Raw genomic sequence first — 15,061 nt, 5'->3', positions numbered from 1 at the left:
AGATTTCGTTCCTAGCACAATCGTCCGCATTTCTAGGCGCTCTTTCGCTTGGCATCGTTGGTGCTAATACGATGTTTCGATGTCGAGCTTGTGTTGCGTCGCACGACGGATCTGCGCCGCTCTGGTTGTTGTCAGTGCTCTTTCCGTTTCGGGCGTTTCGTTTGCGGACGAACCAAATGATGCGCAATTGCAAGCTTTTACGCTCGAGCAGGCCATTGCTCATGCGAAAAGTCACAGTCCCGACATAGCTGTCGCAAATGCACGAATTCAGGCCGCGCGTGCATTCGCTGCGGTGCCTCGCGCACAGTGGCGCCCGACGTTTGGAGCTGTTGCAGAAATCGTCGGCTCGAGTGTCAATAACTCGACGGCGACCATTCTGTCGAATCCACGTGTGGATTTGCCTCGCATTGGAGCGACTCGTTTGTCCACGCAGCCGGATTTCACCCCGTATGCGACGACCCTCGTCGCAGCAGGAATGCGGCAGGAGCTATTCGATTTCGGGCGCATTGCGGCCGAGGCGGCAGCGCTCGATGCGCAAGTGGACCTCGAGCGAAAGCGGGCCGAAGGTGCGACATTCGATGTCGTTCTGCACGTCGTGGAAGCGTTTTACGCGGTACGAGCGGCCAAAGCGGTTGCCAAAGCTGCCGAGGATGCATCGAATCGAGCGACGGTGTATCGGGATGCGACGCGCGCGGCCGTGGGGGCAGGCATGCGTACGCCGGTCGATCTCGCGCGGGCCGAAGCAGAGGTCGCGAAATTCGACGTGGGGAAAGTCCGAGCAAAAGGCGCTCTCGATGCGGCGCGCGCCGTATTCGCGGCCGTCGTGGGGCTCGACCAGGCAGGGCTGGATGCGATCGATGCCTCGACGAATGACGAATTGGGTGAATTGCCATCGATGGAGCAGCTCATCGAGCAGGCGCGGCGCGACAGCATAGAGGTGCGCCAAGCGGAGGCCAGGGTCGGTCTTGCACAGGCCGAGACGAATGCGGCTGCGGCGCAACTTCGGCCGAACCTCTTTCTCACGGCATCGGTATCGGGGCGTGCGGGCGGCGCGCCGACGCAAGCTGGCGACGTTGCACTGGGTCATGGCTTCTTGCCGCTCGTGCCGAATTGGAACGTAGGCGCAGTGCTCAGCGTGCCGCTCTACGACCCGACGCTCACGGCGCGAAGGAACGCATTGCACGAGGTCGAGCGAGCGCGCTCGGCGGAGCTCGAAGTCGCGCGCGTTGCGCAGGTTGCGGCCGTGCGACGAGCGTATGTGGATGCCATTGCGGTACGAAACGAACTCGTCGCGCTTGAACGAGCAGAAGCTGCTGCAAAGGCAAGTCACGCGCAGGCCGAAGCGAGGTTCAAGGCAGGGCTTGGCACCATACTCGACTTGGTCGACGCCGAGTCATTGCGTGTGGAAGCCGAGGTTGGGCGTGCCGTGGGGGCATTTCATGTTGCAAGAGCGCGCGCGATTCTCGAGCGCGTCGTGGCAGGAGCACATCGATGAGCAATCGAACCAAGACGCGCGTTTTTGCGATAATCGGGGGTGTCGTTTGTCTTGGTCTACTCGGTGGAGTAGCCCTGGTCGCGCAGGCCACGTCGACGGAGCCGACGCCGCTGTCTGCGCAGCCCAAAGGCGTGACCGTCATTCCCGCGCGTGAGGCAAAGTATCGCCCCACGCGCCGATTTCTCGGAACGTTGCGTCCGTGGCAAGAAGCCAAAATCGGTCCGCAGCTCGTTTCGGCCTATGTCGAAACGGTGCTCGTGAGACCTGGTGACATTGCAGAGCAAGGGCAAGTGCTCGCAACGCTCGATTGCCGGAACACGGCGGCCGTGAAAAGCAGCGTTGCAGCAAAGGCGCGTGCGCTCGACGAGCAGCAGCGAGCGATCGCGAGCGAAGCGGCGAGGACGCAGGTGCTCGTCGAGGATGGGTTTGTCTCGCAAAACGAAGCGGAACAAAAGGCTGCGCGAAGCGCGGCGGCAGAGGCGCAGCTTCAAGCGATGCGCGCCGAGCTCGCAAGCAAAGCGCTTCAAGTCAACGATTGCGTTCTCAAGGCGCCCTTTCGTGGCGAAATCGCGCACCGCTTCATCGATCCTGGTACATTCGTCAAACCGGGCGCGACGCTCGTGTCCATCATTGATCGGGCCATCGTTCGAGTCACTTTCGACGTTCCAGAAGTCGATTATCAAGCCGTCTCGCCCGGGACCGAGGCGAAAGTAAAAATGCTCGCCACGGGACGCGAAATCCTTGCCAAAATCGCGCGGCGTTCTCCCAGCGCGAATCCCGCGACGCGTACGGTGCGCGTGGACATCGACGTGCAAGATACGGAGCGCGCGCTTCCCGTGGGGACGACCGCCGAAGTTTTCATTGATGTCGGAGCTCCACAAGACGCAATCGAGTTGCCATTGCGGGCTGCAACCATTCGCGGCAAAAAAGCGACGCTCTTCGTCATCGATGGCGATGTGGCGAAATCGATGAGTGCTCGTGTGCTCGGCGAATCGGTCAAGAGTGTATTTCTCGAGCGATTCATCAGTGCGGGGACCCCGGTGGTGCTCGAAGGCAGATCGCAGCTCCGAAATGGGGATGTCGTACGCACGCGTGTCGAAGGCGCGGCGGCGCCCGTACCTACAAGCTCGATGATGCCTGCGGGAGTCAAGCCATGACGCGATTGGCACTGCGCAATCCGCTTGCCGTGCTGATGGTCAGTATCGCGCTGATGGTATTTTCCGCGGTCGTTACGCCGCGCATGGCGGTTGATACGTTTCCCGAGCTATCGCCGCCGGTGCTCATCGTCGGCACGCTCGCTTCAGGGCTTGGACCGAAAGACGTCGAAAAGACGATTACCTGGCGGCTCGAAAAGGTCATTGCCGCAACGCCCGGCGTCGATCACATTCGCAGCAAATCGCGCACCAGTTTGAGCATCGTTTATGTTTGGCTCAAATGGGGAACCGACTTGAATGCCGCGCAAGCGCTCGTGCAGCAGCAGGTCGCATTTGCGATGTCCTCGGTTCCCAAAACGCTCGGTGTCTTGCCGCCGTTTGTCTTGCAATACGATCCATCGGATGCGCCGGTTTTGCAAGTCGCGGTCCATGGGGGAGGGCTCAGCGGCCCGCAACTGTATGATTTTGCTGTCAATTCGGTCGAGCCCATCATCGAGGGGATTTCTGGTGTCGCGAGTGCATCGCCGAATGGGGGACGCGAACGGAGAATCAATATCGTCGTCGATCCCGTTCGAGCGCTCGCGCGCGGGGTGACGTCTCGCGAAATCTCGGCCGCGGTGGACAAGGCCAATGCGCTCATGCCTTCCGGGCGCCTCATGACGACGGGGTCCGAATCGAACGTGTACACGAATGCGGTTGCGGCGCGCGTATCGGACATTGGTGACGCCGTCGTAAAAGAGGTGGATGGTCAGGCCGTGCTGATCCGGGATGTCGCACTCGTGGAAGATGGCGGTTCGGCGCCGTCGCAGTTTGTCGCTGTCGATGGCAATCCGGCGGTTTACCTCAACGTGTTGCGAATTCCGGGAGCCAATACGGTACAGGTGGTGGAATCGATTCGGGAGGCGCTTGCCAATCTGAAGGGGCTGCCTCCGGGGATCGTCGTGCAGCCCATTTTCGATCAAGCCACGTTCGTCCGTGGCGCGATCCACGGACTCCAGCGAGAGATCGTACAAGCGCTCTTCTTGGTGGCCGCCGTGATTTTGCTGTTCCTCCAAAGCGCGCGTTCGGTGCTCATCGCAGCCATTTCCGTGCCGCTCAGCTTCGCCACCATTCTGCTCGTCCTTTATGCGACCGACCAGTCGCTCAATGCATTCACCCTTGGCGGCTTGACGCTCGCCATGGGACCGCTCGTCGATATTTCCGTCGTCGTTTTGGAATCGATTCACCAGCGGCGAATGGCTGGTGACGATGCAGTGACCGCTGCTTTGCGGGGAGCAAAGCTCGTGGCGGCACCCGCGCTTGCGGCATCGCTCTGCACGATTGCCGTTCTTTTGCCTGTCGTGCTTCTCACGGGACTTGCGCAAAAGCTTTTTTCTCCGCTTGCGCTCACCGTGGCGACGGCAATGCTTGCGGGCTATTTCGTCAGCATGCTGATCACGCCCGTGGCGTGTCGGTATCTCTTGGGCCAGCACCACGAGCCCGGAAAGCTTGCGTCGGCGGTATCTGGCTTCATCGATCGCGTCGTGAATGCATACACGAATGCTCTTCGCGCAGCACTCGACCGCCGAATTGCGTTGACAATGGCAATTTTTGCGCTGGTGGGGGCAAGTGTTTATGCGGCATCGTGGCTGCCGGCTGCATTTTTCCCGGAAGTCGACGAATCGATGGAGCGAGTCTACGTGCGTCTTGCGCCCGGCACGTCGCTCGACGACTCGACGCGTATCTTCCAAGAAATTGGACAAACCTTACGGCAAGAATTGCCGAAAAACGAGGTCGAGCTCGTCCTCATGAACATTGGCGCGCCCAGCAAAGCGCGCTCGAAAATGAACAGCCCCAATGCCGGGCCGCACATGGGCTTCATTCGCGTCGCGCTCGCGCCACCCGAAAAGCGAAAGCGATCGCAGCGTGAGATTGCCGATGCCATGCGTGCCATTCTCACGAAACGTTTTCCTGGCATCGATTTCCTCCAGAAGCCCGGGGGGCTCGTCGCCAGCGTTTTTTCCAATGGCTACAGGGCACCCCTCACGGTCGAGGTGCATGGCAACGATCTCGACCAGTTGGATGCTCGTGTCAAAGCCGTCTCGGATGTGGCGCGAGACGTTCCCGGCGTGCGGGACATTTACACGACACTGGATCTCGAATACCCCGAGCTACGCATTACGACGGACCGGCAGGAAGCGGGTCTCGTCGGCGTGACAGCGCGAGACACGGCGCAAACGACGCTCGATGCGACCGTTGGCAACATCAACGCGCCTGCCGTGTGGATCGATGGAAACAATGGTCAATCGTATTATGTCGTCACGGCGTACGACCCTCGGATCATCGAGGATGCCGAACGTTTGCGCGAAGTTCCGATTCGAGCCACGCAATCGGGCGCGGTTACGCTTGGTAGCTATGCGACGATCGAACGCTCGACCGGACCCATTGAAATCGAGCGCAATCACTTGCAGCGCGTCGCGATCGTTTACATGCAGACCGAGGGTCGGGATCTCGGCAGCGCTGCCACGGAGCTCGAAAAGCGCCTGCACGGCGATCCGCGCACGCGCGACGTGCACTTCAACCTCGTGGGCCAAGTCGACCTGATGCGCTCGACGTTCTCCGGGCTAGGCGTCGCGCTCGGTCTTGCCATCATGGTCGTTTTCGTCGTCATGACCATTCAATTCAAATCGATGCGCCTGCCGCTCATCATGCTGTTCACGATTCCTGCGTGCGTCGTAGGCATCGTGGCCGCGCTTTTTGCGGCCGGTGAAGGGTTTTCGGTTCCCACGATGATGGGCATCCTCATGGTCGTCGGCATTGCGGTGTCGAACGGTATTCTCCTCGTCGACCATGCGAACAAAGAATTTACCGCAGGAAAAGAAGCGCTCGATGCCGTGATCGAAGCGGGACGCGCGCGTTTTCGTCCCATCGCCATGACGAGCCTCGCGACGATCATCAGCCTTCTCCCAACGGCCCTGGGGCTCGAGCACGGCACGGAGTCGAACCGCCCGCTCGCGCTCGCGGTTACGGGCGGACTTGCGTCGTCCACCCTGCTGGCGCTGTTCCTCGTCCCGATGATGTTTGTTTTTCTTGCCAAACGGCCCAAGGAAAATTTCGTGCCGGAAGCATGAAAGGCGCTTCGCAGACGCCATCGCCAAGGTCGACGACGCACAGAATCGAATTCGCGCTCCTCTACTGCCGTGCTGGTACGACCGATCCAGTCATTGCGGCGCGAACCTCCATGCCAAGCTCGCACGAATTGATTCCGTTCGCATGCTCGCTGCGTCGATTGGTCGGAATCCAGGCAGGATCCACCAGCTTACGCTGGCGCAAAAGGACCTCGTTCGTTTCGAGATCGAGCAGCACGACGCGGACGTAATGCCGATTCGCGCCGTCGATTTCCGTCGGACCATTGCCGTCTTTCGGCTCGTCCATCACCACGAGAAAGAGCCGCGCTTTCAGCGCTCGCACGGTGTCCTCGAGGTTTACGCGTTTAAGCCGATTCCGCAGCTCCGCAAGCGCGCGGCTGTCATCGACCGTCCGCACGCGCTCTTCCCATTGAGGCATCAAAAATGGCAGGCCCGCGCGTGCCGTATGAAAACGCTCCACGTGCGCGGCGACTTTGATACGCTCGCCGTCCGACAGAACCGCGCGCGCTGCTTCGCGGAGCGTTTTCTCCGTTGCCTTCGCGGGCGGATCGAAGAGGCACAGCACGAATGCATCGCGGAAGGTCGTCTGACCCATGTCCGCAAGCCCTTGCAAGCTTTTGAAGCCGCCAATCGGCCCACGCAAATATAGAATCGGCCGAGCCAGCGTAGCCGTCATACCCTCGCCACGAAGCGACTCATCGACGATATCGCCCTCGTAATCTCCCGAATGCTCGCCTACCCATGCTTCGATACGCGGCAGGAGCGCCTTGTCGGCGGCCGTGACATGCGCTGTGGATTCGTGAAGCTGCGAAAGCAATGCATTGCGATCAGCCTCCAGCGCATCCACGGCGCGGCGCCGCTCCACGACGAGCAAGGCAACGATACCGACGACCGCTGCGATACCTACAAAGCGTAGGACCGCGACGACCGTCGGGGACATTTTGGCCCGACCTGCGGGTCGGCCGGCGACCGACGCCTCGACGCGCTCGGTGAGCTCCGGGGACATTTTCGGGGTCGTCAAGAACGTCGGCACGAGTCAATCTCCCGGCGGCAAGAGAGCCCTGTGTTTCCGCAGGTTTTGCTCGACCAACTGCAAGAGCTGATCCCCGGTGACCCCGAGTCGCTCCGCGGTTGCCTCGGCCAGCGAGCTTTGCGCCACGCCAATTTTGAATTGGTATGTCGCGCGTCGATCGGGCCCTAGCTCGACCTGCAGAAAACGGAGCCCCGGCACCTTGTTTTCCCGTTCGAGGCGCTGCGCGAACGCAAGAAAGTGCGTCGTGACGAACGCCTGCGGCCGGAGCTTGTGGAACATGCCCAGTACGAGCTCGACGATACGCTCGCCTTCCGATGGATTGGTCCCCGAGCACAGTTCGTCCAGAAGCACCATTGAATGTGGTGGGAGCCGTTCGAATAGGCTACGAATGCGCATCATCTCCATGCCCAGCCGCCCTTCGGCCTGATCGACCTTCGTCCCCTCGATGAGCGACGTGACGAGCCCCGTTGCCAGCACGAGCCGCGCGCTCTTCGCGGGAACGAACAGCCCATTTTGGGCGAGGAGCTGCGCAATACCCAGCGATTGGAGCAGTCGCGTTTTGCCTCCCGAATTCGGGCCTGTGATCAGAATGGAGGTGGTCGTGGGGTCGATCTCCAGATTGCAGGGAACGGGCGTGATACCATTGAGAAAGAGGAGCACGTTGAAAAGACCATGGAGTTCGCGGGGCTTTTCGGGTTCGACCAGTTCCGCAAGGCAAACCGAGAGCCCGGCTGCCAGCGCCTTGTCGCGGAATCCCAACGCTCCGAGGTAAAACTCGACGTCACCGATGAGCTGGACGAGCAAGACGAGCTGGCTGTCGATGCCCGTGAAAACCGCGTCGATGAGGCGCGAGAGCACTTCGCTTCGGCTGAATTTGTAGCCGCGGACGAATAACTCGATGACCGCGAGCCAGCGACGCCAAAACGGATTGACGAACGGATTTTGCGCGGCTTCCTCGATGGACAGGACATTGAATGAACGAATTTCCCCGTCGGCGCCCACGCTGATTTTGAGATTCAAGGTTGCGAGCTGCTGGTCGTAGCTCAAAAGATCGCGAAGGGACCCATAGGGCTCACTGGCCAGAATGGCCGCGCCAAACTCTCCCAGCCGCCGCAAACCCGATTGCGCCGTCGAGAAGTCCGCTGCAAGATGATCGAAGAGCCGTTTTACGGTGGTGAGCGTATCGAGCTTGTGCCGGTTCAGGTCCATGCGACGAGCCGCTCCGCCCGCCCCCGTGCTCTCGAGCTGTCCGCGTAGCCGAACCAGGTCGCGGTACACGTTTTCGAGCGCCTTACGCAGCTCTGGCTGATTCGACAGTTCATGGAGGATATCCCGGCGAAATGCGATTTCTGCAGGATCCGACGGGGGGTTGGCCATGAGTCGGAGCAAGAACGTTGCGGATGTCAGCGTGGCTTCGGCGTTACCCGCGCGAATGGAGAAATACTTCGCGACGATTTGCTGCAGAAACAGATCCGCCGCGAAACCGTTCGGATCCCAGGTCGAAGCAGGGGTTGCGGTACGCTCGAGCGCCTCGGCGAACATGCCCCCAGACGTGCTTCCCGCAAAGGCGAGCGTGACGGCGAACTTCGTTGCATCGACGTCAATCCGAACAGCAGCCTTCGACTGGAGAAGATCGGGGATGGGTATTTCGTTCACGCGTGTAGCCTCCCGCGTCGCGTTCCCAGTGGACCGTATCAGAAAACTCGGAAGGAAGAAATTTCTTTGAATGCGTATCGCGAAGCCGACTTGTCACGGCGCTGTGCGCCATGCCATGGGGCCCAGCCTCGACCCAGATGGTGCTTGGCCTCGAGCTGGCAATGGTTCGGCACGTGCGCACCGCCCCTTGACAAACCGTTTGTCCCGGATTAAGCAGGCGGCCTCGACGTAGGGGCCCGCGATGTGCTTTTTGGCTAGCCCGCTTTTCCATTCTTCTGCTATCATGGATGCTCATGGATCCCAAGAGCAGCGCAGGGCCCATCTATCTCGCGCCAGCCGCTCATGGCGGCGTGGAATCTCGGTCGACTGTTCGCGCCGAACGCCGCCCAACTTCGCCATTGCGTCCAGCAGTCGACGAACACGTCGTGCAGCCCGAAGCGGAGGGGCGTTACGAGATGATTCGAGGCCGTAAGGTTTCGGCGATGGTCGCGCTGCTTCCTCATGCCAAAGCGCAGTGTCGCCTTGCGTTTCTGATCGCCCCGCACGTAAGGCTCGGATGGTCCACGTCGACCGAGCTGCTCACGCGTGCATCGGAGGCATCCGACTTCGGAACGGACGTGTGCGTGTGCCAAGACGGCACGGATCCAGCGACGGGTTCACGTTACCTGGAAGAGATATCGTTCGAGGTGGTGAACGAGCAGCGGCTGCGTGACGTGACGGACAAGGCCGAAGATCTGATTCAGCGCGGAGTTCGTCGGGTGTTCGCCATTTTCGTGAAAACGAACATCGTGAGCGAGTGGTCAAGGGACGAAGGAAAGTTCGTCCGGCTGAACGAAGACGGCGTGATCGAGGATAAACTCTTCATTCGTCCCATTGCCGTGCGCGCATTGATCGACTTTGCCGAGGGGGAAAACGAAGTCGCACGGGCGCTCATTACGAAGGGCAATGCGGAGATCGTCAAGCTGAAAGAAAATGCCCACAAGAAGGGGCTGGACGAAGGGCACAAGAAGGGGCTGGACGAAGGGCACAAGAAGGGGCTGGACGAAGGCCACAAGAAGGGCGTGCAAGACACGTTTTGCCGCCTGTTGCGTATGCGCTTCGGAGATGTGCCGGACGCGGTGCAGCAACGCATCAGCGTTGCGAGTATCGAACAGCTCGAGCAATGGACCGAGCGCTTGTTCGTGGCGACGTCACTCGACGACGTATTCCTCTAGTCGGCTCACCCGTCCCACAATCCCAACCCACCAACTCGTGTCATCGCGAAACGGTGCGCATGCGCATGACCACACGTGGTATCGTCTCCGATTCCGGAGGACAGATTCATGCGCACACGTTCCCTCGTAGCTTCATTCTTCCTTACGTCCCTCGCAGGACTCGCGTCGATCGGGTGCAGCGGCGAAAGTGGCTCGTCGACCCTCGCACCGCTTGCAATTCCCGAGGGTTGCAACCCAATCGCTTTCGAACACGATTGCATGTTGCCTTACCCGTCGGACTTTTACCTGGTCGACGACGCTTCGATGCCCACGGGCAAGCGTGTCGAGCTGACGGAAGCGGCGAAGCCCAAAACAGCGGCGGAAGCCTCTTTCGACCTGATGGCCAACGATCCTGTGGATGGTTTTTCCACGCATCAACCCATCATGGCGTATTTCTCCACCGGCGTGACCGCCGAGGGCGTCCTCTTTCATACCGACGAGCCTGAAAAGAGCTTGTCGGCCGATAGCAAAGTGCTCCTCATCGATGCCGAAACGGGCAAAACGGTCCCCGCGTGGGGCGAAATCGACATGAATCCGCCCACGCCTGCCGAACGGGCCATCATCGTGCGGCCTTTCTCGCAGCTTCAATACCAAAAGCGTTACATCGTTGCGCTTCAGGGCCTTCTCGAAGCGAAAGAAGACGGTTCGTCCGGGCCGCTTGCGAAGGCTCCGCAAGGCTTTGCGCGTATCCGAGACAAACAAGCCGATTCGGATCCCGCGCTGAAACCGATTGCAGATCGATACGAAAAGGAAATCTTCCCGCAGCTCGAAACGCTCGGCGTGAGCCGCGACAAACTGCAGCTCGTCTGGGACTTCACGACGGGCAGCGAAGAACACATCACCCGCGATTTGCTCTTCATGCGCGACGACGTGATCGCCAAGATGGAAGCCGCGCCGCCCGTCGTGACCGTGACGAAAGCCGTCGAAAATACGGTAATGGAAAACGAAAACATTTGGCTGCGTATCGAAGGGACCATCCGCGTGCCGCTGTATCTCGAAAGCGCCGAGCTTGGTGCGAGGATCCATCGCGATGCCAGCGGCAAAGTGGCGCAAAATGGCGAAACCGAAGTCCCATTCTTGCTTCAAGTGCCCCATAGCGCCAACCCGGCCGATGCCAACTTCGAGCCGATGCGCATTCTGGAATATGGGCACGGTGCATTCGGCCTCCGCGAAGAAATCAACTATAGCTTCATGCGCGGATACACCAATCAGGACAAATACATCGCCGCTTCGGTGGATTGGTGGGGCATGACCGAGCCGGATCGCAATACGGTCATCGAACGAGCGCTCATGGATCAAGGGACCATGTTCGATTTCGTCGACAGGCTCCACCAAGGCATCGTCAACTTCATTGCGCTTTCGTACGCATTGAAGGGCCCCATTGCAGACCTGCCCGAGCTTCAGCGATTCGGCAAAACGCTCTACGACGCGAACAAGCTGTATTATTATGGCATCAGTCAAGGAGCGATTTTTGGCGTGACAATGCTCGCGCTGAACCCGCTACTCGACCGAGGCGTCTTGGGCGTGGGTGGTGGCCCGTATTCGTTCATGATGGCTCGTTCGGGCAGCTTCGTGCCATTCGTCGCATTGCTCCAAGGCCCGCTCCAGAGCGCTCTCACGATATCGAAGCTCATCATGCTCAGCCAAAACAGATGGGACCGCGTGGATCCGATGACCTACGCGCCGCATTTGCTGAAGGACACGTTCCCCAAGAGCCCCCCCAATCGGCATATTCTGATGCAAAACGCGATCGGTGACCATTTGGTGAATCACCTATCGACGCATCTAGTGGCAAGAGCCGCAGGAATTCCCCTGCTGGAAGGAGCATCCGACCCCGTGTGGGGGCTCGATTCGGTCGCGGGGCCCGCGGACGACGCGATTCTCTTCGTGGACTACAAGCTATCCGAATTGCCGGGCGTTTATTGCAAACTGCCCCCGGATACCCAAGAACCGGAAGTGCACGAAGAGGTCCGGCGAAATCCCAAAATCAAAGCTCAACTCGATACGTTCTTCCAACCAGACGGCATGATCACGAATACCTGCGAGGGAAAGTGCGATCCGGAATGAGCCCAGCGCTCTTCACGCTTTCGCACTCGCAAGCTCAGCGCGGATTCGCCGCGACTCCAATGCAATTTTCGTGACGGGCACGCCAATCTCGCCAAGCGTCATTTCCGCCAAGCGCACCGCAACCTCCTCTTCCTCGTAACATGCCGCCGTCGCGTGATGCACCTCGAGCGTACCATGCTCGGCGATGTAATGCGCGCGCACCAGTATTTTTGCATTGGGGTTGAGTGATCGCGCCACTTCGACGATGGCCGCTCGCGTTTGCGGATCGGGCGTCGTCACGATGACGTAATCAGATTGCGCGAGACCAGCCGCAAGAAGCACCTCCGAACGTTTCCCGTCACCATAAAGAGCCCTGCGCCCAGCCTGCCGAAGCTCGCTGATGGTATCGATGTTCAAATCGATGATCACCGAGCATACGTCGAATCGGTCCATCAGCTTCACGATGGTTCGTCCCACGGGGCCATAACCCACGACGATGGCGCGAGCCCCGCACGGCCTTTCCTCGCCCGTTTGCGTCGCTTCGAGCGTTCGCCCGTGCGCTTCGGCACGCCGGTCGAACCATCGCAATAGTTTCGGGCGGGCGCGTATTGCGTCTTCGATGGGATCGATCAATCGAAAGAGCAGCGGATTGAGGCCAATGGATAGGATGGCGCTGGCCACGAGCACGCTTCGCCCCGCGGGAGGAAACAGGTCGAGCTGGCCGGCCATATCGGCGAGGATGAACGAGAATTCGCCAATCTGCGCGAGCCCAATGGCGACCGTGAGCGCCGTTCGAATCGAATAACCAAGCAATACGACCACGACGAGGGCCGCGATGGGTTTACCAATGAGGATGATGCCGAGCGTCGAAAGCACGAGCCCCGGCGCATCGATGAGCGCGCGGTAATCGAATTGCATGCCCACGGCCACGAAAAAAAGCACCGCGAATGCGTCTCTCATGGGCAATGCGTCGGCCGCCGCCTGGTGGCTCAACCTGGATTGACCCACGACCATTCCCGCAAGAAATGCCCCAAGGGCCAAGGAGGCGCCAAAAACGACCGCCGAACCCGTCGCGACGGCAAGCGCGATGGCCAGCACCGTGAGCGTGAAAAGCTCGCTGCTGCGCATGCGCGCCACTTTCATCAAAAACCACGGAACGACACGCGGACCAATGGCGAGCACGAGCGCGATGAGCAAAGCGAGCTTGAAAATGCCGAACGCGACGATAGCAAATGCTTCAAAACCCGCCACACCCGCCTCGCGCACCGATACGGTCACGGGGATGAGCAAGAGAATCAGCACGGTAAAAATGTCTTCGACGATCAGCCATCCGACGGCCACGTGCCCATGCGGCGTGTCGAACGCGTCGTGCGCAGCGAGCATTCGAATGAGCACGACCGTGCTTGCCACGGCGATGCACATGCCGAGCACGAGCCCCGCGGTGAGCGACCAACCGAAGCCCAGCGCGACGACCGTTCCGAGGCCCGTTGCCACGGCGCTCTGAACGATGGCTCCAGGTACCGCAATGCGCCGGACTCGCAGGAGATCCGGGAGCTTGAAATGCAAGCCGACGCCGAACATGAGCAGGATGATCCCAATTTCGGCAAGTTGCGTAGCGAACCGGGCATTGGCGACGAACCCGGGCGTGTACGGACCGACGACGACTCCTGCGAGCAAGTAGCCGAGAATGGGCGATGCGCCGAGACGCTGCGTCACGATGCCGAGTAGCAATGCGGCGCTCAGCGCGCTCGCCAGCGTGAGGATGAGGTCGTCGACATGCATTCGGCCCTCGGCTCGAAAGGCAAGCGGCGGGCCATGCGCTGAAAATGTGAATTCAGTATTCGATGGGGGAACCGTCAATCCGCCGGGCGAACGAAGACGGTCGCAGCCATCTCGCGCTCGCCCTTCACGGATACCCGCGCGATCAGCGCCTCACGAACGCGTCGCGCTCCTTTGGCCAGTTTTTCCGGTTCGCATTGCGCGTATTCATGCCAGTTGAAAGCAACTTGCGCCGCAATCTCGTCGACCAAGTCTTCCCGCGTATGCGCATGTGCGCAAATGCCCAGCTCGGCGTCTTCAACGATATAGAGCTGCCCCGATTCTTCGTCCATCGTGACGTCGAGGCGCAACTCCGGCGAAAACTCGAGTATGCTATTTTTGTGCCGAATTCTTTCGAATACCACCTGGGACAAATCGACCGGTACGACTCGATATACGTCAGAGGGCGTCTTCACGGCCGTGACCAATCGATGCAATGAGCTCGTAGACTGCGTCGCGCACGTTCATCCGTTTTCCGCCACCAAAGTCGAGCAGCAGCGGCTCGCTCGCCAGCCGCATGGGGAGCGCATAACTGCCCGCAGTAGGCACTTCGCACAGGAGCGTTGCGCGCTGACGAAGCTTTTCAGATGGACGAAACCGCTTCTTGACAACCTGTTTCTCTTCGACCGCTGCAAGCAGAAGCACCGTCTGCTGCATTCCAGCGATCGCGCGCACGAGCACGTCCGCTGGCGCGACGTGTGCTTGTGCGGCCGGACCGTGCACGCGTAAGATAACCTCGCCCGAACTTCGTGGCTCGCGCCTGTCCATGCGATCGTTGTTAGCACAGATGAACGAACGGCAAGGTGCAGAAACGGCACCAAAACCGGTTGAACACCCTCTCTGGTTGCTCGCATGGCCGTCATCGGCACGTCATGCCGGCCACCATCTACGCGATCTCGATGGCCTCCGACGCGGTCTCGATGGCACCAAACGTGATCTCGGTTGCACTCGACGGGATCTCGACAGGCGGGGTGAACGGTCTCGACGGGATGGATCGGTGGCCACGGTGAATGGTGCGAAACGTCGCGGACCATGGTGGATGAAGTGGCGACGGTTGCTTACGCGAACATGGCGGAATGGTCGGATCGGTTCGCCAATACAACTCTACTCGGGCGTCCCTTCCGGCTCCGGCATCGCCGATTCGCGCTTTCGGCTCGATACGAACATCCTGCGCGCTGCAATCGGAGTGAGGCGCGGAATCGATGGATCCCGCTCGTGCGCTCGATTGAATACTTTCATGCATCGAATGCGCGCAATACATCTTCGGGCAGAGGTGCATCGAAGTCGTCGGGTATGTCGACCAGTCCGCGAAGTGTGCCAAGCTGCGGCTTACGCAACGTGGTGCTTTGCGCACTGGCAGGCTCCTCGTCAACGATGATGACCTCGATTTCATGCCCCATGAGCGGGAGCAGCTCTGGGATTTTCAGAGTGTCCGAATCGACGCGCGTGCGGATGCGAATCGCGTGGAGCATATTCGT

11 protein-coding genes are annotated in these 15,061 nt (G+C 60.1%); 5 read left to right on the top strand and 6 right to left on the bottom strand.

Annotated features, from left to right (window positions below; genetic code table 11):
- Positions 1-187: 187 nt before the first annotated feature.
- The 3 genes from IPM54_38955 to IPM54_38945 are packed head-to-tail and all read left to right on the top strand — an operon-like array spanning position 188 to position 5,759.
- The gene (locus IPM54_38955) at positions 188-1,495 is read left to right on the top strand and encodes a TolC family protein (protein ID MBK9265755.1); all 1,308 of its coding nucleotides are present in this window, start codon (positions 188-190) and stop codon (positions 1,493-1,495) included.
- The gene (locus IPM54_38950; protein ID MBK9265754.1) at positions 1,492-2,652 is read left to right on the top strand and encodes an efflux RND transporter periplasmic adaptor subunit; all 1,161 of its coding nucleotides are present in this window, start codon (positions 1,492-1,494) and stop codon (positions 2,650-2,652) included. Before IPM54_38955 ends, IPM54_38950 begins: the two co-directional genes overlap by 4 nt.
- Entirely contained in the window at positions 2,649-5,759 is a 3,111-nt protein-coding gene (locus IPM54_38945; protein ID MBK9265753.1) for an efflux RND transporter permease subunit, read from the top strand. Before IPM54_38950 ends, IPM54_38945 begins: the two co-directional genes overlap by 4 nt.
- 61 nt (positions 5,760-5,820) lie before the next feature.
- Here the strand turns inward: IPM54_38945 and IPM54_38940 are convergent, their stop codons facing one another.
- Positions 5,821-6,810, bottom strand: a complete 990-nt coding sequence (locus IPM54_38940; GenBank protein ID MBK9265752.1) for a hypothetical protein — start codon at positions 6,808-6,810, stop codon at positions 5,821-5,823.
- 3 nt (positions 6,811-6,813) lie between these two features.
- Complete coding sequence (locus IPM54_38935; GenBank protein MBK9265751.1) at positions 6,814-8,466, bottom strand: DNA mismatch repair protein; 1,653 nt, start codon at positions 8,464-8,466, stop codon at positions 6,814-6,816.
- A gap of 293 nt (positions 8,467-8,759) precedes the next feature.
- On the opposite strand from IPM54_38935, the gene IPM54_38930 reads away from it, so the two are divergent.
- Entirely contained in the window at positions 8,760-9,680 is a 921-nt protein-coding gene (locus tag IPM54_38930) for a DUF4351 domain-containing protein (protein ID MBK9265750.1), read from the top strand.
- Positions 9,681-9,788: 108 nt separating this feature from the next.
- Entirely contained in the window at positions 9,789-11,786 is a 1,998-nt protein-coding gene (locus IPM54_38925; protein MBK9265749.1) for a hypothetical protein, read from the top strand.
- Positions 11,787-11,798: 12 nt separating this feature from the next.
- Here the strand turns inward: IPM54_38925 and IPM54_38920 are convergent, their stop codons facing one another.
- The 4 genes from IPM54_38920 to IPM54_38905 form a co-directional block, all read right to left on the bottom strand.
- Entirely contained in the window at positions 11,799-13,547 is a 1,749-nt protein-coding gene (locus IPM54_38920; GenBank protein MBK9265748.1) for a cation:proton antiporter, read from the bottom strand.
- 74 nt (positions 13,548-13,621) lie between these two features.
- Positions 13,622-13,999 carry a hypothetical protein gene (locus tag IPM54_38915; protein ID MBK9265747.1) on the bottom strand — a complete coding sequence of 126 codons (378 nt, stop codon included), beginning with the start codon at positions 13,997-13,999 and terminating at the stop codon, positions 13,622-13,624.
- On the bottom strand, positions 13,983-14,351 hold the full coding sequence (locus IPM54_38910; GenBank protein ID MBK9265746.1) for a hypothetical protein: 369 nt from the start codon (positions 14,349-14,351) through the stop codon (positions 13,983-13,985). Before IPM54_38910 ends, IPM54_38915 begins: the two co-directional genes overlap by 17 nt.
- Before the next feature lie 467 nt (positions 14,352-14,818).
- Complete coding sequence (locus IPM54_38905) at positions 14,819-15,055, bottom strand: hypothetical protein (GenBank protein MBK9265745.1); 237 nt, start codon at positions 15,053-15,055, stop codon at positions 14,819-14,821.
- Between the last annotated feature and the right edge of the window lie 6 nt (positions 15,056-15,061).

Source organism: Polyangiaceae bacterium, from assembly GCA_016715885.1.
Taxonomy (GTDB): domain Bacteria; phylum Myxococcota_A; class Polyangia; order Polyangiales; family Polyangiaceae; genus Polyangium.
The sequence above is the reverse complement of the archived record's forward strand: the minus strand, read 5'-3'. Positions and strand labels throughout refer to the sequence as shown.

Excerpts from the sequence above, each read along its gene's own strand:
- IPM54_38950 (MBK9265754.1), top strand. The coding sequence starts at position 1,492 with ATGAGCAATCGAACCAAGACGCGCGTTTTTGCGATAATCGGGGGTGTC.
- IPM54_38945 (MBK9265753.1), top strand. The coding sequence starts at position 2,649 with ATGACGCGATTGGCACTGCGCAATCCGCTTGCCGTGCTGATGGTCAGT.
- IPM54_38930 (MBK9265750.1), top strand. The coding sequence starts at position 8,760 with ATGGATCCCAAGAGCAGCGCAGGGCCCATCTATCTCGCGCCAGCCGCT.
- IPM54_38925 (MBK9265749.1), top strand. The coding sequence starts at position 9,789 with ATGCGCACACGTTCCCTCGTAGCTTCATTCTTCCTTACGTCCCTCGCA.
- IPM54_38920 (MBK9265748.1), bottom strand. The coding sequence starts at position 13,547 with ATGCATGTCGACGACCTCATCCTCACGCTGGCGAGCGCGCTGAGCGCC.
- IPM54_38910 (MBK9265746.1), bottom strand. The coding sequence starts at position 14,351 with ATGGACAGGCGCGAGCCACGAAGTTCGGGCGAGGTTATCTTACGCGTG.
- IPM54_38905 (MBK9265745.1), bottom strand. The coding sequence starts at position 15,055 with ATGCTCCACGCGATTCGCATCCGCACGCGCGTCGATTCGGACACTCTG.